The sequence below is a fragment of the Amycolatopsis sp. NPDC058986 genome, from assembly GCF_042741125.1.
In the GTDB taxonomy this organism is placed as follows: Bacteria; Actinomycetota; Actinomycetes; order Mycobacteriales; family Pseudonocardiaceae; genus Amycolatopsis.
Map to the genome: position 1 here is coordinate 59,014 of NZ_JBHYJW010000028.1, position 21,128 is coordinate 80,141.

At 69.8% G+C, this 21,128-nt stretch carries 22 protein-coding genes; 11 read left to right on the forward strand and 11 right to left on the reverse strand.

What is annotated here, in order from left to right; translation table 11 throughout:
• Window positions 1-3: 3 nt before the first annotated feature.
• From ACFW0G_RS24205 to ACFW0G_RS24220, 4 genes are read left to right on the forward strand one after another with little or no spacing between them, the layout of a single operon-like run.
• A complete protein-coding gene (locus ACFW0G_RS24205) occupies window positions 4-1,164 on the forward strand; it encodes a Rieske 2Fe-2S domain-containing protein (protein ID WP_378327647.1) in 1,161 nt (386 codons plus the stop codon).
• The gene (locus ACFW0G_RS24210) at window positions 1,161-1,424 is read left to right on the forward strand and encodes a hypothetical protein (RefSeq protein WP_378327648.1); all 264 of its coding nucleotides are present in this window, start codon (window positions 1,161-1,163) and stop codon (window positions 1,422-1,424) included. Before ACFW0G_RS24205 ends, ACFW0G_RS24210 begins: the two co-directional genes overlap by 4 nt.
• Window positions 1,417-2,457: a 2Fe-2S iron-sulfur cluster-binding protein gene (locus tag ACFW0G_RS24215; RefSeq protein ID WP_378327649.1), complete on the forward strand. Its 1,041-nt coding sequence runs from the start codon at window positions 1,417-1,419 to the stop codon at window positions 2,455-2,457. Before ACFW0G_RS24210 ends, ACFW0G_RS24215 begins: the two co-directional genes overlap by 8 nt.
• Window positions 2,458-2,511: 54 nt before the next feature.
• Window positions 2,512-3,378 carry a MaoC/PaaZ C-terminal domain-containing protein gene (locus ACFW0G_RS24220; RefSeq protein ID WP_378327650.1) on the forward strand — a complete coding sequence of 289 codons (867 nt, stop codon included), beginning with the start codon at window positions 2,512-2,514 and terminating at the stop codon, window positions 3,376-3,378.
• 4 nt (window positions 3,379-3,382) lie between these two features.
• Here the strand turns inward: ACFW0G_RS24220 and ACFW0G_RS24225 are convergent, their stop codons facing one another.
• A complete protein-coding gene (locus ACFW0G_RS24225; protein ID WP_378327651.1) occupies window positions 3,383-4,189 on the reverse strand; it encodes an ArsR/SmtB family transcription factor in 807 nt (268 codons plus the stop codon).
• Between the two features lie 111 nt (window positions 4,190-4,300).
• Here ACFW0G_RS24225 and ACFW0G_RS24230 point away from each other — a divergent pair, with 111 nt between their 5' ends.
• The 3 genes from ACFW0G_RS24230 to ACFW0G_RS24240 all read left to right on the forward strand — a co-directional run bounded on the left by ACFW0G_RS24230 (window position 4,301) and on the right by ACFW0G_RS24240 (window position 6,866).
• Window positions 4,301-5,074, forward strand: a complete 774-nt coding sequence (locus ACFW0G_RS24230; RefSeq protein WP_378327652.1) for a MerR family transcriptional regulator — start codon at window positions 4,301-4,303, stop codon at window positions 5,072-5,074.
• Window positions 5,075-5,114: 40 nt separating this feature from the next.
• On the forward strand, window positions 5,115-6,296 hold the full coding sequence (locus tag ACFW0G_RS24235) for an alpha/beta hydrolase family protein (RefSeq protein ID WP_378327653.1): 1,182 nt from the start codon (window positions 5,115-5,117) through the stop codon (window positions 6,294-6,296).
• Between the two features lie 105 nt (window positions 6,297-6,401).
• A complete protein-coding gene (locus tag ACFW0G_RS24240) occupies window positions 6,402-6,866 on the forward strand; it encodes a riboflavin kinase (RefSeq protein WP_378327654.1) in 465 nt (154 codons plus the stop codon).
• Between the two features lie 12 nt (window positions 6,867-6,878).
• On the opposite strand, the gene ACFW0G_RS24245 is transcribed toward ACFW0G_RS24240, so the two are convergent.
• The 7 genes from ACFW0G_RS24245 to ACFW0G_RS24275 all read right to left on the reverse strand — a co-directional run bounded on the left by ACFW0G_RS24245 (window position 6,879) and on the right by ACFW0G_RS24275 (window position 13,451).
• A complete protein-coding gene (locus ACFW0G_RS24245; protein WP_378327655.1) occupies window positions 6,879-7,868 on the reverse strand; it encodes a pentapeptide repeat-containing protein in 990 nt (329 codons plus the stop codon).
• Entirely contained in the window at window positions 7,865-8,446 is a 582-nt protein-coding gene (locus ACFW0G_RS24250) for a DUF5134 domain-containing protein (RefSeq protein ID WP_378327656.1), read from the reverse strand. Before ACFW0G_RS24250 ends, ACFW0G_RS24245 begins: the two co-directional genes overlap by 4 nt.
• Window positions 8,447-8,645: 199 nt before the next feature.
• On the reverse strand, window positions 8,646-9,815 hold the full coding sequence (locus ACFW0G_RS24255; protein ID WP_378327657.1) for a lipid-transfer protein: 1,170 nt from the start codon (window positions 9,813-9,815) through the stop codon (window positions 8,646-8,648).
• A complete protein-coding gene (locus tag ACFW0G_RS24260) occupies window positions 9,812-10,216 on the reverse strand; it encodes a MaoC family dehydratase (RefSeq protein WP_378327658.1) in 405 nt (134 codons plus the stop codon). The genes ACFW0G_RS24255 and ACFW0G_RS24260 overlap by 4 nt, the downstream gene beginning before the upstream one ends.
• A complete protein-coding gene (locus ACFW0G_RS24265) occupies window positions 10,213-11,130 on the reverse strand; it encodes a bifunctional MaoC family dehydratase N-terminal/OB-fold nucleic acid binding domain-containing protein (protein WP_378327659.1) in 918 nt (305 codons plus the stop codon). The genes ACFW0G_RS24260 and ACFW0G_RS24265 overlap by 4 nt, the downstream gene beginning before the upstream one ends.
• 76 nt (window positions 11,131-11,206) lie before the next feature.
• Window positions 11,207-12,379 (reverse strand): acyl-CoA dehydrogenase family protein, encoded by a 1,173-nt coding sequence (locus tag ACFW0G_RS24270; protein ID WP_378327660.1) that lies wholly within the window; start codon window positions 12,377-12,379, stop codon window positions 11,207-11,209.
• A gap of 7 nt (window positions 12,380-12,386) precedes the next feature.
• A complete protein-coding gene (locus ACFW0G_RS24275; protein WP_378327661.1) occupies window positions 12,387-13,451 on the reverse strand; it encodes an acyl-CoA dehydrogenase family protein in 1,065 nt (354 codons plus the stop codon).
• Between the two features lie 87 nt (window positions 13,452-13,538).
• Between ACFW0G_RS24275 and ACFW0G_RS24280 the strand changes: the two genes are divergently transcribed.
• Window positions 13,539-14,462 carry an alpha/beta fold hydrolase gene (locus ACFW0G_RS24280; protein ID WP_378327662.1) on the forward strand — a complete coding sequence of 308 codons (924 nt, stop codon included), beginning with the start codon at window positions 13,539-13,541 and terminating at the stop codon, window positions 14,460-14,462.
• A gap of 49 nt (window positions 14,463-14,511) precedes the next feature.
• A complete protein-coding gene (locus ACFW0G_RS24285) occupies window positions 14,512-15,657 on the forward strand; it encodes a serine hydrolase domain-containing protein (RefSeq protein ID WP_378327663.1) in 1,146 nt (381 codons plus the stop codon).
• A 1-nt stretch (window position 15,658) separates the two neighbouring features.
• On the opposite strand, the gene ACFW0G_RS24290 is transcribed toward ACFW0G_RS24285, so the two are convergent.
• Window positions 15,659-16,198, reverse strand: a complete 540-nt coding sequence (locus ACFW0G_RS24290; protein WP_378327702.1) for a Uma2 family endonuclease — start codon at window positions 16,196-16,198, stop codon at window positions 15,659-15,661.
• Window positions 16,199-16,315: 117 nt separating this feature from the next.
• Window positions 16,316-16,669: a hypothetical protein gene (locus tag ACFW0G_RS24295; RefSeq protein WP_378327664.1), complete on the reverse strand. Its 354-nt coding sequence runs from the start codon at window positions 16,667-16,669 to the stop codon at window positions 16,316-16,318.
• Between the two features lie 86 nt (window positions 16,670-16,755).
• On the opposite strand from ACFW0G_RS24295, the gene ACFW0G_RS24300 reads away from it, so the two are divergent.
• On the forward strand, window positions 16,756-18,411 hold the full coding sequence (locus tag ACFW0G_RS24300; RefSeq protein ID WP_378327665.1) for a TIGR04141 family sporadically distributed protein: 1,656 nt from the start codon (window positions 16,756-16,758) through the stop codon (window positions 18,409-18,411).
• On the opposite strand, the gene ACFW0G_RS24305 is transcribed toward ACFW0G_RS24300, so the two are convergent.
• Window positions 18,408-19,802: a wax ester/triacylglycerol synthase family O-acyltransferase gene (locus ACFW0G_RS24305; RefSeq protein ID WP_378327666.1), complete on the reverse strand. Its 1,395-nt coding sequence runs from the start codon at window positions 19,800-19,802 to the stop codon at window positions 18,408-18,410. The two genes, ACFW0G_RS24300 and ACFW0G_RS24305, sit on opposite strands and share 4 nt — an antisense overlap.
• Before the next feature lie 65 nt (window positions 19,803-19,867).
• Here ACFW0G_RS24305 and ACFW0G_RS24310 point away from each other — a divergent pair, with 65 nt between their 5' ends.
• Window positions 19,868-21,109: an alpha/beta hydrolase fold domain-containing protein gene (locus tag ACFW0G_RS24310; RefSeq protein ID WP_378327667.1), complete on the forward strand. Its 1,242-nt coding sequence runs from the start codon at window positions 19,868-19,870 to the stop codon at window positions 21,107-21,109.
• Window positions 21,110-21,128: the final 19 nt, after the last annotated feature.

The window sequence follows — 21,128 nt, forward strand, 5'->3', positions numbered from 1 at the left end:
GCGATGACACAGGCACCCAGGTCAGGCGGCGAATCCGTCCGCACGATCGACGCCGGGGCACCGCCGGCGCGGTTCGCCCGCGGCTGGCACTGCCTGGGCCTTGCCGAGAGCTTCCGCGACGGGAAACCGCACGCCATCTCGGCTTTCGGTGAGAAGCTCGTCGTGTTCGCCGACTCGTCGGGCAAGCTGAACGTGCTGGACGGCTACTGCAGGCACATGGGCGGCGACCTCACCCAGGGCACGGTCAAGGGTGACGAGATCGCCTGCCCGTTCCACGACTGGCGCTGGAACGGCAAGGGCAAGTGCGTGGCGATCCCCTACGCCAAGCGGGTTCCGCTGCGGGCACGGACCCGGTCCTGGCTGGTGATGGAGGAAAACCAGCAACTGTTCGTCTGGAACGACCCGGAGGGCAACCCGCCGCCCGACGACGTCGTGATCCCGCGGGTCGAGGGCGCGTTCAGCGACGAGTGGAGCAACTGGTCGTGGGACTCGATCCTCATCGAGAACGCGAACTGCCGCGAGATCATCGACAACGTCGTGGACATGGCGCACTTCTTCTACATCCACTACGCCTTCCCGACGTACTTCAAGAACATCTTCGAGGGCCACATCGCCACCCAGTACCTCAACACCAAGGGCCGCCCGGACAAAGGCATGGCGTCCAACTACGGCGGCGAGGAGAACCTGCTGCGCTCGGAGGCGTCCTACTTCGGGCCGTCGTACATGATCAACACGCTGCTCAACACGTTCCAGGGCTTCGAGATCGAGAACGTGCTGATCAACTGCCACTACCCGGTGACGGCGAGCTCCTTCGTGCTCCAATGGGGCGTGATGGTGAAGAAGATGCCCGGGATCTCCGACGAGCACGCCGACAAGATCGCCGAGAAGCTGGCCAAGGGCATCGGCGTCGGGTTCCTGCAGGACGTCGAGATCTGGAAGAACAAGACCCCGATCGACAATCCCCTGCTGTGCGAGGAGGACGGCCCGGTCTACCAGCTGCGGCGCTGGTACGAGCAGTTCTATGTCGACGCGGCCGACGTCACCGAGGACATGACGCGGCGATTCGAGTTCGAAGTGGACACCACAAGGGCCAACGAGGTGTGGGCCGCCGAGGTCGCCGAGAACCTCGCCAAGCAGCGCGCCGAGGAAGAGGCGGGCGTGTGAAGGCCGAGACCGTCGAGTTCCTGACCGCCGGGCTGCGGCCGCACGAATGCCGCAGCTGCGGGACGTGTGTGCTGGTCAAGAAGAACAGCATCCAGCACACCAGCATCCAGTGGACCACCGACGCCGGGCGCAGCTGCCCGGTGTTCGCCGAACAGGCGGCGAGTGGTGCGCAGACGGCGCTGCTCGACAGCTGTTCGCGGCTGTCGGAGAGCATCGACGACGCGGTGCGGGACGGAACTCTGGCGGTCTCCGATGGCTGAGCGTTATACGGTGACTGTCGCCGACGTCGTCACCGAGACGGCGGACGCGCGGTCGATCGTCTTCGAGATCCCCGCCGAGCACGCGAACGCTTTCGCCTACACCGCGGGGCAGTTCCTCACCCTGCGGATCCCGAGCGAACGGACCGGGTCGGTGGCGCGATGCTATTCGCTGTCCAGCGCGCCACACGAGAACCGGGTCCAGGTGACGGTGAAGCGCACGGCAGAGGGCTACGGCTCGAACTGGGTGTGCGACGAACTCCGGCCCGGGATGCGGATCGAGGTGCTCGCGCCGTCCGGGATCTTCTCCCCCGGTTCGCTCGACGAGGATTTCCTGTTGTTCGCCGGGGGCAGCGGGATCACCCCGGTGATCTCGATCCTGAAAACGGCGCTGGAACACGGCTCCGGCCGGGTCGTGCTCGTGTACGCCAACCGGGACGAGCGGTCGGTGATCTTCGCGCACGAGCTGGCGGGTCTGGCCGCGCGGTACGCGGATCGGCTGACGGTGCTGCACTGGCTGGAGAGCGTTCAGGGACTCCCCACGGCGGACCAGCTCCGTTCCCTGGTCGCGCCATACCGTTCGCACGAGGCGTTTCTCTGTGGACCGGCGCCGTTCATGGACGCGGCACGGCAGGCACTGTCCGCATTGGACGTTCCCCGCAACCGGGTGCACGTGGAGAAGTTCAGCTCCCTCGCGGGAAATCCCTTCGAGGTCACCGAACCCGAGCCCGCCCCCGCCGACGCCTCGGACGACTCCGACGAGCCCGCCCGGTTGACCGTCACCCTCGACGGCGAGACCCGCGAGATGAGCTGGCCTCGCCGCCGGAAGCTGCTGGACCACCTGCTGGAGCAGGGGCTCGACGCGCCGTACTCGTGCCGGGAGGGCCAGTGCAGCGCCTGTGCGTGCCGTCTGGTGTCAGGCGAGGTGAAGATGCTCGAGAACCAGGTACTCGACGCCGACGACATCGCGGACGGCATCGTGCTGGGATGCCAGTCACTGCCGCTCACCGACGAGGTCGAGATCAGTTACGAATAGCCATGAGGCCGAACCCGGTCGGTTGGTATCCACTAGCGCTGTAGGGAGTCACGCGTGCCCATCGATCCCGCTGTCGCCATCGGCGCCGATCTCGGCGAAGTCGGCTTCGCCTGGACGTCGTCGGACGTGCTGCTGTACCACCTCGCGCTCGGTGCCGGCGCGGATCCCGTGGACGAACGGGAACTGCGCTACGCCACCGAGCGCGAGCTGCGGGTGATCCCGACGTTCGCCACCGTCGCGGCGAACCTGCGGGTGTTCGACCCGCCCGCGGTGTCGTTCCCCGGCGTCGAGATCGACCTGGCGAAGGTGTTGCACGGCAAGCAGGAGATCGAGCTGCACCGCCCGATCCCGGTCGAGGGCAAGGCGGTCGCGCGCTCGCGGATCGCCGACGTCTTCGACAAGGGCAAGGCGGCCGTCGTGGTCCAGGAGACGACGGTGACCGGCGAGGACGGAAGTCCACTGTGGACGGCGAGGTCGAGCATCTTCGCCCGCGGCGAAGGCGGTTTCGGCGGCGAGCGTGGGCCGTCCGACCGCGTGGAGTGGCCCGGCCGGGAACCGGACGCCGTCCTCGACACACCGACGTTGCCGCAGCAGGCGCTGCTGTACCGGCTCTGCGGCGACCGCAACCCCCTGCATTCCGACCCGGGGTTCGCCCGCGCCGCCGGCTTCGACCGGCCGATCCTGCACGGGCTGTGCACTTACGGCGTGGTGGCGAAGACCGTGATCGACGCCTTCCTCGACGGCGATCCCGGCCGGGTCCGGTCCTTCGGCACGAAGTTCGCCGGCGTGGTGTTCCCCGGCGAGACGTTGCGTACCCGGGTGTGGCGCGAGGACGACCGCCTGCTGGTCACCACCACCGCGCCGGAACGTGACGACGCGCCGGTGCTGGCGGACACGGTGCTGGTCCCGAACCCGGCGTGACGTCTCAGCGTGCTGCCGCGGGCTCGGGCGAGGGCAGGGTTTCGCCGGTCTCCAGCAACGTCTTGAGGCTCGACAGCAGGTGCGGCCAGCCACCGCTGACCGCCGACAGGACGATGCTGTCCGGTTCGAAGTCGTCGTGCACGACGGTGAGCTTGACCAGCGACCCCTGCTGTTCGAGCGTGAAGGTCACCTTGGACCGCGGTTCGGCGGCGGCCTTGGCACGGAACTCCTCGCCCAGCCCGTGGGTTTCGGCGTGCTCCTTGGTGAAGGTGTGCCAGCGGTAGGACAGCTTGGTGTACGGCTCGGCCTCGAGGACGACCTGCTCGGGGTCGGCGATCGTGAACTCCGGCTCGACCCACGCCATCGTCGACCCGGGCTTCCAATCGGTCTCGAACGCGGGACCCCAGTACCGGCGGGTGAACGCGGGATCGGTCAGCGCCTGCCACAGCTTCTCGGGCGTCGTGGCGATGTAGCTCGTGTAGACGAATTCGGGCTTGCTCATCGATTCTCCTTCGAGTGCCTTCTTCAGATCGGCGAGAGCGTCCACTCGCGCCTGGTGGTAGCGGTTGATCCACCGCTCGGCGAGGGCGTTGATCGGCTCGGCGTTGAGGTAGTGCAGCTTTTCCCGGCCCCGCCACACGGTGGTCACGAGGTTCGCCGCCTCGAGCACGGCCAGGTGTTTGCTGACCGACTGACGTGCCATCGCCAGCCCCGCGCACAGTTCGCGCAGCGTCTGGCCGTTGTGGGCGTTCAGGCTGTCCAGCAGCGCGCGGCGGCTGCCGTCGGCCAGCGCCTTGAACACCTCGTCCATCCGTCACCTCACATAGGCAGCCAATCGGCTGCCTGAACTATAGGCAGCCATCTGGCTGCATGTCAACCGAAGCTTGAACCTCCCCCTACGTGAGGTCTTATCGTGGTCCTCATGAGGGGAACCGGGGGCACTGACCAGCGGCGATGGAGTGTCGGCGCGCTGGCGAAGGCCACCGGCACGACCGTGCGCACGCTGCACCACTACGACGAACTGGGCTTGTTGCGGCCCAGCGAACGCACCCGATCCGGACATCGCCGGTACACCGAAGGAGACCTCCACCGGCTGTACCAGATCCGGCTGCTCCGGCAGCTCGGCATGTCGCTGGAGGAGATCGGCGGCGTACTGGCCGACCCCAGCGCCCTGCGTGACGTGCTCGACCGCCGTCTCGACGAGATCGACGACGAGGTCTGGCGACTGAACGCACTCGGCCGCCAGATCCGCGGCCTGCTGGAGCAGCTGGACGACGCGCGGCTGTGCCCGGACACCGGCGAACTGCTCACCCTGCTGGGCCGCACCAGCCTTTTCGACGGGTACATCACCCGGGAACAACGCGACCTGCTGGACGAACGCGCCGGCGAACTCGGCGACGACGGCCGGAAATGGCTCGACACGGAATGGCCGCAGGTGCTGACGAAACTCGCGGAACATTGCCGCGCCGGCGACCCGGTGGATTCGCCTGAAGTGGTGCGGACATTGCGGCGGCTGTTCGTGGTACTGGACATGTACACCGGTGGCGATTCCGGCCTCAAGGACTCGGTCGCCCGGTTCTTCCGGGAGCAGGGGCTCGGTGTACTGCAAGACGTGGCGCCCGAAGATTTCGCGCTCGGTGACGAGTTGTGGGATTACGTGGCGAAAGCCTACGCGGCGGCGTTGTCCGCCGGATGAAAACGGACGGGAAACCGTCCGCACATCGAGGGGAATGAAAATGTTCCGAAGATTGCTGCTGCTCTTTTCCGTTCTGTTCCTGGCGAGCAGCGGGGTCGCACACGCGGCCGATCGGCTCGTCCCGCGGCTTCCGGCGCCGACCGGCCCGCACGCGGTCGGCGTCGCCGACCTGCACCTGGTCGACCCTGCTCTGCCGGACCCTGGCAGCCCGACCGGCACCCGCGAAGTGATGGTGTCGGTGTTCTACCCGGCCGAGGAGGTCCGCGGCCATCCGGTCGCGCCACAGATGACACGCCAGGCCGCGGCGTGGTTCGCCACCACGGACACGGTGTTCCTGCACCCGGAGCTTTCGTCCACAAAGGACAAGGTGGACTGGGCGGCCACGCTGACGCACGCACACACCGGCGCTCCCGCGCTACCGGGCCGCCACCCGGTGCTCCTCTACAGCCCGGGTTTCGGGGATCCACGCACGCTCGGTACCGGCGTCGCCGAGGAACTGGCCAGCCGCGGTTTCGTCGTGGTGACCCTCGACCATCCCGGCGAAACGAGCATCGTCGAGTTCCCCGGCGGAAGGACGCGGACGATTCTCGAGTTGAACGGCCACAATCCCGGCACTGAGCCCGCGGCCTTCCGCACGATGATCGCGACCCGGCTCGCTGATACCCGGCTCGTACTGGACAACCTGGAGACCCTCGCCGCGGGCGGGAATCCGGACGCCGAACACCGTGCGCTGCCGAAGAACCTGGGCCGTTCCCTCGATCCGCGCAGGATCGGGATGTACGGGCATTCGGCGGGCGGGACGACCGCAGCCGAGGCCCTGCACGAGGACCAGCGGATCGACGCGGCGGTCAACCTGGAAGGTTTCCTCGACTATCTCCCGGATCGGCCGGGGCAGGCCGGTGAACTGCTGCCGGTCGTCCGCGACGGCGTCGACCGTCCCCTGCTGTTGTGGGGCACCGACGGCTACCGCACCGAACGCTACGACCGCGCGTGGTCGGCCATGCTCGCCCGCTCGCCGGAATGGACGTGCCGTCGCCAGCTCGGCGACGCCACGCACTGGGTGTTCACCGACTTCGCCGCCATCGCACCGCAACTGCAGGCAGCGGGCCTGATGACCGCCGCGCAACGGAAGTCGCTCATCGGCGCGATCGACCCGGCGGTGTCGGTACCGGCGGTGCGTGACGGCGTCCGGTCGTTCTTCGCCAGGAACCTGCGACGCTGACGGCCTGCCGTGAGTGCCGGGCGTCCACACCCTGGTCGCCCGGCACCGGCCCCGCCGCCGCCGGTTACGGTGGTGACAGGGCAACGACAGCAGGACGGACGACAGATGCCAGACGAGCAGGACTTCTTCGTGGTGCGCGGCCAGGTCGAATCCGGCGACAAGCGGGGCCGGGAGCTGGGCTTCCCCACCGCCAACATCGCGCTGCGCGATCAGGACGGCGCGGTCGGCGACGGCGTGTGGGCGGGCTGGGCCGAACGCGCCGACGGCACCCGCGTCGCCGCCGCCGTCTCCGTGGGCCGCCGCCCGACCTACTACGGCGCCGACGGCTACCGGCTGCTGGAGGCCCATCTGCTGGACTTCGCCGGCGACCTGTACGACGAGGTGCTGACCGTCTGGCTCGGCAAGCACCTGCGTGACCAGAAGGCGTACTCCTCCGCCGAAGAGCTGATCACGGCGTTGAAGAACGACGTCATCGCGGCCGCGGCCTGGACGGCCGACAACCCGGCGACGAATCTGCCCGACCCGGGCGACCCCAAGCCCGGCGAGGTCCGCAGGCTCCCCCGCGCCTAGTCCGAACAGCGGTCAGCCGGCGTCCTCGACGATTCCCCGTGCCTGACGCCGTTCCCGGTCCCAGCCGTCCGGCCAGACCGTGCTCGCGTCCGCTCTCGCCCCGGCCAGCACCGCGCGGTCGAGCCGCGCATCGGTCAGGTCCGCGCCACGAAGGTCCGCCGCACCGAGGTCCGCACCGCTGAGATCGGCGTGCCGCAGGTTCGCGCCCCGCAGGTGCGCCCGGCCGAGGTTCGCCTCGACGAGGTGGGCGCGTTCGAGATACGACCGGCGGAGATCGGCGGCGGTCAGGTCCGCGTGTTCCAGGTGTATCCCGGCGAGCACGGCGCGCGCGAGGTTGCTGTAGCGGAGCTGGGCGCCGCCGAGCCGGGAATCGCGGAGCGCCACGCTGCGCAGGTCGACCCGGGAAAGGAACACGACCGGCTGGTTCCACGAGGCCGGACGGCGGCCGAGCACGCCCATGGCGACCTGGATGTCGGGCGCCCGGACGCGCATCCAGGGCAGCTGCTCGTCCACCTCCTCGGTGGGATGGGCCGGCCCGTCGGGAGAACCGGCGGGCCAGGGACTGTGGTTGCGGACGAACGCGCCCAGCATGAACTGGATCGTGTCGCGGTCCGCCGGGGAGTTCCGCGCGATGCGTTCCAGCGCGTAGAGCCCGCCGATGCGCACGTCCTGGTTGTCGCTCCCGATCTGGTCCACGGCGCGGGTGAACCGTTCGGTGAGCTGCCCTTCCCTGTTGACGTGGACCTGCCGCCAGGTCGCCCCGGCGCCCGCGACGACGAGCAGCCCGGCGGTGAGCTGCAAGAGGGTCGACCGGACGCCGTTCTGCAGCTGCGACTGCTCCTGCCGCAGCCGTATCCGTGTCTCCGCGGCGGGGACCGCACCGAGGTCCGCGTCGCTCAACGGCGGGAACAGCAGTCCCGGAACCCAGGCCAGGCTGACGAGCACGACGCCGAGAAACAGCACCGCGCCGGCCACCACGCCCCACAGCACTTTTCGCGTCACAGGGCGGCGATGAGCATGTAGCCCATACCCAGGCCCATCACGCCCCGGCACACCGCTCGCGAGGTGCGGCCCTCGACGTCGCCGGGCCGCAGGGCGCGGATGGCCGTGAGGACGGCGTCCACCACGAAGTACGCGGCGGCCGCCGCCAGGACCGGCCACGCCCCGCCCACCGAGAGGTCCATTGTGGACATATTGAGCCACGGACCGTGCGTGCCGGAGCCGTGCGGCATCGCGGTCACCAGGTAGAGCATCACGACGGCGGACAGCGCGTGGTGCCCACAGGCCGGATGTTCGTGGCCGCCACCGGCGTGCTCGCGCCGGTCACGCCACCAGGCGAGGCCGAACCAGCCCGTGACGAGCACGAGCACCGCCTGCCAGCCCGCGGCCGGGATCGGCCCGCCGACCGGGGAGAACATGGCGATCATCGCGACGATGAACAACAGCTCGGCCAGATCGCCGTTGCGGACCGTCCGGCCGAGCCGGACGTAGTCGAGCCGGGTGAGACGCAGCACGCAGGGCAGGACCAGCACGACGAAGATCCCGGTCAGGATCCAGTCCACCGCGACGAGGCCGTGCACGCGGTCCGCCTAGCCGGTTCCGGTGGCACGGCTCGTGCCGGCTCGCGGGTTCCGTCCGGGCATGCCAACCTCGCCGTGTGTCGCGGAGTGATCCGCTCCACCGTGACACCGGCCGCCTCCCGGCACCAGCCGTCATTGTGGTGAAACCGTTGGCCCACCCGATGGACGACCGGAAACACGAACCGGATATGCGTCCCGGCTAATCTCCCGTCAGGACGAGCCCGCTCGTCGGGACGCCGGTGCCCGCGGTCACCAGCACTCGCGCGGCGCCGGGGACCTGGTTGACCGCGCTGCCGCGCACCTGCCGCACCCCCTCGGCGATGCCGTTCATGCCGTGGATGTATGCCTCGCCGAGCTGGCCGCCGTGCGGGTTGAGCGGGAGCTTCCCGTCCAGTTCCAGTGCGCCGTCCGCGATGAAGTCCTTCGCCTCACCACGCCCGCAGAAGCCGAGTTCTTCCAGCTGCATCAGCACATACGGGGTGAAGTGGTCGTACAGCACCGCAACGTCCACATCGGACGGCCCGAGTCCGGACTGGGCCCACAGCTGCCTGCCGACGACGCCCATTTCGGGCAGCGCGGCGAGGTCGTCGCGGTAGTAGCTGGTCATCACGTACTGGTCCGGTCCGCTGCCCTGCGCGGCCGCCGAGATCACCGCGACCGGGTGTGGCAGGTCGCGGGCCCGCTCGACGCTGGTGATCACCAGCGCGACGCCGCCGTCGCTCTCCTGGCAGCAGTCGAGCAGGTGCAGCGGTTCGGCCACCCAGCGGGAGGCCTGGTGCTCTTCGAGCGTGATCGGGCGGCCGTGGAACCACGCCTTCGGGTTCGTCGCCGCGTGCTTGCGGTCGAGCACCGCGATCCGGCCGAAGTCCTCGCTCGTGGCGCCGTAGTCGTGCAGATAGCGGCGGGCGACCATGGCAACGGTCGCGGCGGGCGTCGCGATGCCCATCGGGTAGTGGAATGCGTTGTCCACACCGGACGAATTGACCTGCCCCGCGGCCGCGGACGACACCTGCCCGAACCGGTGCCCGGAGCGTTCGTTGAAGGCGCGGTAGGCGACCACGACGTCCGCGACGCCGGTCGCGACGGCCATCGCCGCCTGCTGCACGGTCGCCGCCGCGGCCCCGCCGCCGTAGTGGATCCGGCTGAAGAAGCTCAGTTCCGGGATGCCGAGTTCGCGGGCCACCGCGATTTCGCTGTTGCCGTCCATGGTGAACGACACCAGGCCGTCCACATCGGACGGACCGAGCCCGGCGTCGGCGAGGGCGTGCGAGACGCATTCGGCGGCGAGGCGGAGTTCGCTGCGGCCGGAGTCCTTGGAGAACTCGGTCGCGCCGATCCCGGCGATGGCGGCCTTTCCGGAAAGGGTCACGACGCACCGCCCGGCATGGTCAGTTCCACGGTTCCCGTCACATGTTCACCCAGACTGTCCACAGCGGACACCGAGAGCACGACGTCCGCGCCGTCGCGTTCGATCACCCGCCCGGTGAAGGTCAGCGTGTCGTAGGCGTAGCACGGTACTCCGAGGCGGATCTTGATCGAGCGCACGAATGCCTCCGGCCCGGCCCAGTCCGTGACGAAACGCTGCACAAGACCGGTGTCGGTGAGGATGTTGAGGAAGATGTCCTTGGAGCCCCTGGCGACCGCCGAATCGCGATCGTGGTGAACGTCCTGGAAGTCCCGGGTGGCGAGCGCGGTGCTCACCACAAAAGTCGGCGTCGCCTCGATCGTCAGCGGCGGAAGTTCGGTACCGACCGCACAGTCCACAGTCATCGCGCCACCTTCCACGCGGGCAACGTCAGCTCGTCGTCGACCCGGACGAACGCGGCCTCGACCGGGAGTCCGATGTGGACCTCATCCGGCGAGGCGTCGAGCAGTTCGGCCATCACACGGACGCCCTCCTCGAGTTCCACGAGCGCCACGACGAACGGGAGTTCCTTACCGGGCACCGGTGGATGATGGTGCACGACGTAGCTGTACACCGTCCCCCGTCCACATGCGACGACGTAGTCCGGCACGGTGTCAAGCGAGCCGTCCGGCGGCATCGGGCCGGGCGGATGACGCAGCGTCTCGCCCCAGCGCTGGATCCGCAGCTCGCCCGCTTTCAGGCCCTCCCAGAAGAACTCGGTGTCCTTGCTGATCACCGGACGCAGTACCGGTGCCTTGACAGCAGGGGCCGGTGCGGCGCCGGGCGGGCGGAACTTGAGCACGCGGAACACCATGTCCGCCACGGCTTCCTCGCCGACGTACCAGGTGGTCCGGGTGGTGACGAACCAGCCTTCGCCGAGCGCCGTGCGCTTCGGGCCGACGACGTTCTCCAGCTTCGTCGTGGCAGCCACGTGTTCGCCGTGCCGCAGATAACGGTGGTAGGTCTGCTCGGAGTTCGTCGCCACCACCGAGGTGAACCCGGCCTGGTCGAGCACCTCCATCATGGCACCGAGCGGATCGTCGGCCGCGCGGGTTCCGTGCAGTCCGTTCATCGTCCACACCTGCGCCATCGCGGGCGGCGCCACGAGTCCCTTGTGGACACTGTCGGCGGCGAAGCCCGGGTCCGTGTACACCGGGTTGTGATCGCCGAGTGCTTCGACCCAGTTGTTCACCATCGCCTGGTTGACCGCGTCACGCGCGAGCCGTGGTGAGGATTCCCCTTGTGCGGCAATGCGTTCGGCCGCGTCCTGGACACTCATGCGATGGCCTCGCTTCGCGAGACGATGTTCGATTCTTTTTGGCGCATGATATCCATGATTCGCTCGCAAGCTTCGCTCATCGCGGCACCCTCGGCAGTCCGAGACCGGTGGTGGCGATCAGCTCGCGCTGGATCTCGCTGACCCCGCCGCCGAACGTCAGCACCAGGTTCCGCTTGGCGAGGACGTCCAGGAACTCCGCCAGTTCCGCCGTCTCCGGCTCGGCCGGATCACCATGGCGTGCCACGATCTCCTCCAGTCTCCTGCCGATCCGCTGGATCCGTTCCGAGCCGAACACCTTCGTCGCCGACGCGTCCGCCACGGCGACCGGCGCGCTCGCCGACGACACCGCCACCTGCCAGTTCAGCAGTTCGTTCACCCGCGCGGTGGCCAGCGACTCGGCCAGCACCGCCCGGACGTCGGGCAGGTCCAGCAGCGGCGTCCCGTCCGGGGTCTCACGCGCGGCGGCCCAGGCGCGGACCCGGTCGTACAGGCCGCCGATCCGCCCGGCGGGGCCGAGCATGACGCGTTCGTGGTTGAGCTGGGTGGTGATCAGCTTCCAGCCCTCGTTCTCCTTGCCCACCAGCATGTTCGCGGGCACGCGGACGTCCGAGTAGTAGGTCGCGTTCACATGGTGCGCGCCGTCGCAGGTGATGATCGGCGTCCAGGAGAAGCCGGGGTCGCGCGTGTCCGCGATGAGGATCGAGATCCCCTTGTGCTTCGGCGCGTCCGGCGCGGTGCGCACCGCGAGCCAGATGTAGTCCGCGTCGTGCGCTCCGGTGGTGAAGATCTTCTGGCCGTTGACGACGTATTCGTCGCCGTCACGCACCGCCGTCGTGCGCAGCGAGGCGAGGTCCGTCCCGGCCTCCGGTTCGGTGTACCCGATGGCGAAATGCACTTCCCCGGCCAGGATCTTCGGCAGGAACAGGGCTTTCTGCTCCTCGGTGCCGAAGCTCTGCAGGGTCGGCCCGACCGTCTGGAGCGTGACCGACGGCAGCTGGACCTCGGCTCGCGCGGCTTCGTCGACGAACAGGTGCTGTTCGATCTCGCCGAAACCGCGGCCACCGTACTCCTTCGGCCAGCCGACGCCGAGCCACCCGTCGCGGCCCATCCGCCGCACGAGTTCGCGGAACATCGGCCCGTGCCGCTCACGCAGCATTTCCCGGCGCTCCTTCGGGCTGAGCAGCCCGGCGAAGTACTTCCGCAGTTCGGCCCGCAGCGCCTGCTGCTCGGCCGTCAGTTCGACATGCATCCGATGCTCACCCCGCCACTCGTTCGCCGAGCCTGCCGAGCCGGTGCGCGGCCCCGCCGACCGCACGGGCCAGATCCTTGACCGCCGAGGAATAGCGGTGCAGCGGATAGGTTTCGTCGACGCCGACGCCGCCGTGCAGGTGATGGCAGATCGCCAGCGCGGCCGGTATTTCCTCGGCCAGCCAGTAGGCGGCGACATCGAGGTCGGCGTCCGCGTCGAGTCCCCGCGCGAGCCGCCACACCGCCGACGTCGCGGCGAGGTGCACGGTCCGCGACGCGATGTAGACGTCCGCGATCTGCTGGGCCACCGCCTGGAACGTCGCGAGTGGACGGCCGAACTGCGTGCGTTCGCCGACATGCCGGGAAGTCAGGGCGAGCGCGCCCGCCAGCAGGCCGTCGCCGAGCGCGGCGGCGCCGGCGAGCGCGAACCGGTGCAGGACCGCGACCGCCTGTCCCCCACCGGATTCGGTGAGCAAGTCCGCTTCGGACACCACGACGGCGTCCAGTTTCACCGTGTATTCCGGCGTTTCCGAGGAATTCCTCGACGCGGTGAGCGTGACGCCGTCGGCACGCGGATCGACCAGGAACACGCCGGTGCCGCCGGGCATCGACACCGGGGTCAGGATGCGCGCGGACTCGGCGGCGTAGGGAACGGCCGTCTTGACCCCGTCGAGCCGCCAGCCGCCGTTCGCGGTGGCGGTCGTCGCGGGCCGGACGGCCAGCGGGGCGGACGGTTCGTGCAGGGCCGCGGTCAGCAGCGCCTCCCCCGTCGCGACCGGCGGGAGCAGCGCGGCCCGTTGCCCGGGACTGCCCAGCGCTTCCACCGGCAGGACGCCGAGTGCCAGCGCGGGCAGCGCGGGCACGGGCGCGGCGGCCCTGCCGACCTCCGTGAGCACCTGGGCGACCTCCGCGACGCCGAGCGCGTCACCGTCCAGGTCGGACGGCAGCGCGAGCGCGAGCAGCCCGGCCTCGGCCAGCGCGTGCCACACGCTGCCGGGGTCGCCGTCCTTGCCGAGCACCTTCGCGGTGAGCGCGATGATCTCGGTCTGCGTATCGTCAAGGGTGAAGTCCATCCACCGCCTCCGGATGGGCGTAATATTGAAACCTGTTCTAGTCTTAGCCGGAACGAGCGGGATCGGCAACCCCCGGGGAGAGGGCGTATGGACCGCGGCACCATCTCCGACGCCGGCTGGCTCGTCACGCGACGGCTGGTGACGATCCCGCCGACCGCGGGCGTGCCCGACCCCAAACCCCTCACGCTGCCGGGTCGCGGAGAAACCGTTTACGTCGACGTCGGGCCGCGGCACGCGCCCGCTATCGTCCTGCTGCATTCGGTGGCCTGCACCGGCTTGCTCACCTGGTATCCGGTGCTGGAACGCCTGTCGGCGCGGTACCGGGTGGTGGTGTTCGACCAGCGCTGGCACGGGCAGGGCATCCGGTCGCCACGCTTCGAGGCACGCTCTCCCGCCGAGAAGGCATCAGCGCAGTTCCGGCTGGCCGACTGCGCCGAGGACGTCGTCGCGGTCGCCGACGCGCTCGAACTGGGCACCTTCGCCGTCGGCGGCTACTCGATGGGCGGGATGGTCGCGCAGCTCGTCGCCCACGCAGAACCAGAACGTGTTTCAGGTCTCATCCTGTGCTCGACCGCGAGCAACTTCCGGCGCGGTGTCCGCCAGCGCGTCGCACTCGACGTCTTCGGCCGCGCGCTGACGCGGTTCCGCGAGAGCGCGCGTATCGGCGCGGTGCCGGGCGAGCCCCGGCGGGCGCGGCTGGCCCGGCTGGAGGACCACCGCTGGGCGCTGGCCGAGTTCCGGTCCACCAGCGCCTGGGAGATCGCCGTCGCGATCGACGAGATCGGCCGGTTCGACTCCCGGTCGTGGCTGCCCGCGATCCGGCAGCCGACGTCGGTCGTGATCAGCAGCCGAGACCGGTTCATCGCCCCGGCACACCAGCGGACCCTCGCACGGCTCGTCCCCGGCGCGGCGAGCTACGAGATCCCGGCCGGGCATGCCGCCTGCGTGCTCAACGCGAAGGAGTTCGTGCCCGCGGTCATGGCGGCGGTGACGTCGGTCCACGCCCGCTGACGGTGTCCCGCGTTAGTCTTCCGGCACCGAACGAACCATGGGGGCAGTGATGACCGGTCTGCGTGACGTCCTGGAGAAGCATGTCGGCGGCGCGGGGGCGCCCGGAGCGGTCGCGCTGATCGCGCGCGGCGACGAGACCGAGGTGGTGGCCCTCGGCTCCCACGACGTCGAAGGCACCACCGCGATGGCGCGGGACTCGATCTTCCGCGTCGCCTCGATCACCAAGCCGATCGTCGCCGCAGCGGTCATGACGCTGATCGAGGACGGTCGCGTCGCGCTCGACGACCCGATCGAGAAATGGCTTCCGGAGCTGGCGGCCCCGAGCGTCGTGCGGACCCCGGACAGCCCGGTCGACGACGTGGTCCCGGCCGCCCGGCCGATCACCGTGGCCGATCTGCTCGATTTCCGGGCCGGGTGGGGATTTCCGGCCGATTTCTCCCTGCCAGCGGTGCGTCTGCTGTTCGAGGAGGTGCAGGCGGACCCGCGCAACCCGGCGTCCTTCCCCTCGCCGGACGAGTGGCTGGCGAAACTGGCCCGCGTGCCGCTGCTGCACCAGCCGGGCGAGGCGTGGCTCTACAACACCTGCTCGGACCTGCAGGGCATCCTGATCGCCCGGGTCTCCGGCCGGTCTCTGCCCGAGTACCTGGCCGAACGGGTCTTCGAGCCACTCGGCATGACGGACACGGGATTCGTGGTGCCGCCGGAGAAACGCGCGCGGTTCACCCGCCTTTACGCGCCCGGCGACGACGGCCCCGTCCCGGCCAGCGCCCCGGACGACGCCTGGCACACGCTGCCGCGGTTCCCCTCCGGGGGCGGCGGGCTGGTCTCGACCGTGGACGACTGGGCCGTCTTCGGCCGGATGCTGCTCGGGGGCGGGATTCTCGACGGCCACCGCGTGCTGTCGGCCGAGTCCGTGCGGCGGATGACGACCGACCACCTGACCCCGGCGCAGCGGGAAGCGAGCACGCTGTTCCTGGAAGGGCAGGGCTGGGGTCATGGCGGTTCGGTCGACGTCGCGGCCGTCGATCCGTGGAACGTGCCCGGCCGCTACGGCTGGGTCGGCGGCACCGGCACGACCGCCCATGTCATCCCGGCCACCGGCACGGTCGCGGTCCTGCTCACCCAGCTGGCGATGACCAACCCGGCCCCGACCCCGCTCATGCGGGATTTCTGGCGGTACGCGGCGACGGCGTGAGTCAGTGCGGCGAGACCAGCTCGGCGGGACGAAGCGTCAGCGCGTACGGCTTTTCGAGCCGGACTTCGTCGCCGCCGCGTCCTTCGCCCGCCAGCTCATAGGAATCGCCGGAGAGATCGAAGCAGCTCAGGCTCGGCACCCGCGGGTCGATCACCCAGTAGTGCGGGCAGCCCGCGGCGGCCAGCCGGGCGGGCTTGAGGTGACGGTCGATGTACTCGCTCGACGGCGAGACGACCTCGACGGCGAGCACCGGGATCCCGACCAGCGCGCGGTCGGTGAAGCTGTCCCGCCTGCCCACGACGACGTCGGGGATGAGCACGGTGTGATCGTCGAGCACGACGTCCACCGGTGCCGGGAGCACCTCGCAGTCCGCGGGGCACAAGGGGGTGAGCGCGGCGAGCAGGCGCGCGACCACCCTCTGGTGCAGCGGGCGCGGGGACGGGCTCACTAGAAGTGTCCCGTCGACCAGTTCGTACCGACGACGTTCATCGGTGATCAACTCCAGGTCCCGACGGGTGAGACGGTCTCCGTGCGCGAACATCGGGACGGTCTCCATGCTGCCCCCACCACCTGCCAGGACGGGAATGGACTCGGCCAGCGTAGTCGTGCACGGGCCGCAGCGCTAACCAGCGCACCGTGCCGAGTCCGCCCGACCGGCCTATTCCCCCGCCGTCATTCCCGCGATCGCCGTCACGAGGCGTGCGCACATTTCTCCCGGCCCGCCCGAACAGAGCAGGATCACCCGGAAAGGCGTCCATTCGAGTAATGATCGAGAATTCCCGGTTCCGCCATTCTCCGTAGCCCCACCGGTTACTCGATCACAACCTGATGGACGCCTGACCAGCGATGAAACCATTTTCGGCGGCACGATGAGACGTTCGCGGCCATCGGCGAAGTATACCGCGAACATAGCGGCCGACTCACGGCCGGATAACGACGAATCCGCGTTCAACCGGATTTCACCTCTTCGGTTCTCGCGCGGGGTGTATTCGTCATCGGCGTTCGCGATCACCGGCGTATTCTGGAGTGAGGCAGTTGTCCGTGACCACGCCGCCGATCACCCAGGGTGTCTCGGTGTACGTACGACCGGGTGGTTCCATGGCCGCTTCGTCCGCCCCGAGCAAACCCGCCTCCCTCTTCCGCCTCGACGGTACCGAGGCGCTGGTCTCCCTGAAGCCCGAGCAGGTCACCGTCGACACCGACGTCGACATCTCCGGCACCCGCGCGCGGCTGGTGGCGGGGGTGTTCCACACCGAGGTACCCCAGTGGGTCCCGCACGCCGCCGCGCTGACCGGCAACGAACTCGACCTGTCCGCCGAACTACCGTTCGCCGTGCTGCTGGTCCCCCGTCCACCGTGGACCTACGCCGTGACGTGGGGCGCCGGGCATCTGGCGCTGAACGACGAACACGTCGAGCAGGGTTTCGGCCTGATGTTCGGGATCCGGCGGCTCGACCCGTTCGACCTCGGGCTGGTCGCCAGCGCGGCCCTCGACGCGTCGGCGCGGGCCACGCAGATCTCCATTCCCGGCGGCGGCGATCTGTCCGCGTTCCGGCTGGAGCCCTACGGCGAGTTGGTCAACCGGCTGGCGGGCGCCGCAGATCTGACCGAGCTGACCTACGGCCGGATCACCGGGAAGCGGTACCGGATCCGGGTCGGCAACGCGCTGTGGGTCCCGCTGGCCAAGGAACCCCGCGCGTTCCTGGCCGACCTCGACGCGGTCGGCGCGGTGGTGGACGAACCGGACCGGAACTCCGCGCTGCGGTTCATCGCCCAGACCCGCCCGCTGGACCGGCACCATCGTCTGCTGCCCACGCTCGAAGGCCGGCTCGCCGAGGCGCTCGGCGGCGCGGACGACGGCGCGCTGGGGCTGGCGTGGCCCGCGACGGCGGTCCGCGAGGCGGAGCACGCCGGATCGTTCCGGATCACCGGGCTCGGTGCCGGTGGCCCGTTCACCGCCGAGGGACGGCTGGAGCTGGGGCACCTCACCGACCGTCTTTCCGCAATCGAAGAGGGCAAGCGGACCAAGGCCCTGCGCGCGGGACGTGTCGTGGCGTGCGCGGACGACGCGGGCGAGGAGGAGTCCGGCGCCGCGATCCCGGCCGCGAAGTGGGTGGTCTTCGAGACCACGATCGACCACGTCCGGTACGTGTTCCATCAGGGCCGCTGGTACCGGATCGGGGAAACCTACGTCGAGCAGATGCGGGCCCAGGTGGCCGCGCTGCTGGAGCGCCGCTACGCGTGGCCCGAGGTGAAATGGACACCGAGCGGCGAGCCCGACGACGAGCACCGCTACTGCCGGAAGGTCGCTCGCGAACCCGGCTTTCTGTGTCTGGACAAGGATTTCGCGACGACACCGCTGCATCCCCGATTCGAACTGTGCGATCTCCTCGGGCCGGGCGACGAGCTGATCCACGTCAAATGGCTCGGCCGCGCGACGGCCGCGAGCCACCTCTACACGCAAGCGCTGGTCTCGGCCGAAGCCCTCCGCGACGAACCGGACGCGCTCGCACAGCTCGCCGCGAAAGCCGCGGCACTGGATCCGGACCGGGTCGTCACCGAATCCCCCGGCACGGTCGTGCTGGCCGCCGCCGGACGATCGTGGAACGTCGACGAGCTGTTCACGCTGTCGCAGGTCGCGTTGCTGCGCTTGGACCGCGCGGTGCGAGCGCTGCGGGCCGAGCTGCGTTTCGCCGACATCCCGTACGTGCCGAAGTCGCGGGCGCGGACGAAGCCGTCGAGAAGGCGGCGTTAAGCGGGCGCGGCCTTGAGCAGTTCGGCCAGCGCGTCGGGCAGGGCGTCGGCGAGCGGCCAGAGATCCTTGACGAGCTCCTTCGCGCCGAGCAGTCCGACGTCGACCTTGCCCGCGTTGGACAGCACGGTGATGTTGAGCCCGGCGCCGTGGAACACCGGCCCCAGCGGGTAGAGCCCGGTGATCCGCGCGCCGAGCAGGTACAGCGGCATCGGCGGGCCCGGCACGTTGGAGACGACGAGGTTGTGCACCACCGGGTGTTTTTCGGCCAGCCGCAACGCCGAATACGCGCGCACCGCCAGGCCGAACATCGACGCCGCGGAGAACTGCGCCCAGTCGGCCAGCATGTCGGCGTCGATGTCGTAGTGGTGTGCCTTGGACCGCCGGTTCGCCTCGGCGAGGAAGAACACGCGCGCGGCGGGATCGGGCAGATGCGTGGGCAGCGAGGCGAAGAACGCGGACACCTTGTTGCTGCCGCCCTCGCGTTCGGTGCGTTCGTGCACCGACACCGGGACGGTCGCCACCAGCGGGTCGCCGGGCAGTTCGCCGCGATCGTCGAGGAACTGGCGCAGCGCGCCGGAAACGAGCGCGAGCACGACGTCGTTCACGGTGACGCGGAAGGCGTTCTTGACACGCTTGACGTCTTCGAGGTCGAGCTGGGCGTAGGCGACGCTGCGGTGTCCGGTGATGGTCCCGTTGAGCGAGGTCCTCGGCGCGGTGAACGGCACAGGCATTCCCTTGCCCCGCAACGCTTTCCCGAGCCATCCGGGGACCAGCTCGACCAGGTCGGGCAGCAGTTTCACCAGTGCGTAAGGACGTTTGACGACCGTGGCGACGCCCGAGCGCAGCAGGTCGAGCCTGCCCGGCACGTGCGCGTTGCGACGCTCGTCGGGTTCGATGTCCGGCGGCGGCGCGTCCGGGGAAAGCCCGGCCAGGTAGGCGATCAGGCTGGCGCCGCTGACACCGTCCACACTGGCGTGGTGCATCTTGATCAGCACCGCGATCCCGCCGTCGGCCAGGCCTTCGATCACGTAGAGCTGCCACAGCGGATGCGCGCGATCCAGCTGCTGGCCCGCGATGTGCGCGCACAGCTCGGCCAGTTCCGTGCGGTCGCCGGGCGCGGGCACGCCGATGCGGTGCACGTGGTGGTCGAGGTCGAAGTCCTCGTCCTCCACCCACACCGGATGCCCGACATTCCAGAGTGGATTGTGCAGTTTACGGCGGAATGCCGGGATCAGCAGGACCCGTTCGGCCAGCTGCCGCTTGAACTCCGCGAAGCTGTACCCGCCCGGCATCGTCGTGCCGTCCAGGGTGATCAGGCCGCAGACATGCAGGACCTGCGAGGACGTCTCGAGGTAGAGGAAGCTCGCGTCCAGGCCGCTCAGTCTCTGCATGCCGCAAGCCTAAGGCAGATCCGGCGACCCGGCCGCCGCGCGTACGCGCGGGTAGCATCGGGCGGGTGCAGCCGAATTTCCTGACCCGCCGCGCGATCCAGCTCGCCCTCACGGCCAACGCCGTGCGCCCGGTGCGTTCGAAGCGCGCGACGATCCCGCTGTTCTTCGCGGGCTGGCTGGCCGACGAACTGGCGCCCCAACAGCTCGCGCTCACCGCCGCCGACACGGCCGTCCACCTGGCACGCCACGGCGCGCGCAGGCCGTCCGACCGGATCGGGCTCGCGCTGGCCGGGCTGACCGCCGCCGGGCTCGGCTCGCTGATCGCGACAGCCCAGCGCGCGAAGGGCGAGGTCGAGGACGCACTGACCGAGGCGCTCGGCGAGGACTACGGCTCGCGGCTCGCGCATCCGCCGAGCCCACGCGACCTGGCGACCCCGTGGGGCCAGCTGCTGCTGCCGTTCCGGATGCACGACCCGGAGGTCGTGGTCGAGCGGAACATCGCCTACGCCCCCGGCGGCAAGCGGTACCTGCTGGACGTCTACCGCCCGCGGAAACCCGTGTCGGACGCGCCGGTGCTGCTGCAGGTACACGGCGGCGCCTGGGTGATCGGCAACAAGGAGGAGCAGGGCAGGCCGCTCATGCTGCACATGGCGCGGCGGGGCTGGGTCTGCGTCGCGATCAACTACCCGCTCGCCCCCGCCGCCCGCTGGCCCGCACACATCCTCGGGGTGAAGCAGGCGCTGATCTGGATCCGCGAGCACATCGCCTCCTACGGCGGGGACCCGCGGTTCGTCGCCGCGACCGGCGGTTCGGCGGGCGGGCACCTCGCCGCGCTGCTCGCGCTGACCGCGAACGATCCGATGTACCAGCCGGACGCCCCCGGTGTCGACACGAGCGTGCAGGCCTGCGTCCCGCACTACGGCGCCTACGACTTCGCCGCGACCACCGGCTCGCGGTCGAGCACGTTCCGGCGGGACCAGCTGCTGGCGCGCCGGGTGTTCGCCCCGGACCGCGACCCGGTGAACCACCTCGACGACTATGTCGCGGCGTCGCCGCTGGACCGGATCACCGGGGACGCGCCGCCGTTCTTCGTCATCCACGGCAAGCACGATTCGCTGATCCCGGTGCGGGAGGCGCGAGAGTTCGTGCGGCGGCTGCGGGAGAAGTCGCGGGAGCCGGTCGCGTACGCGGAGCTGGCCGGGGCGCAGCACGCGTTCGACGTGTTCCCGTCCATCCGCAGCGCGCACGTGGTGCGTGGGGTGGAACGGTTCCTGGAGCACAGTTACCGGAGCTGGGCGGCGAAGTAGGCGAAGTCGCGTACCCCGA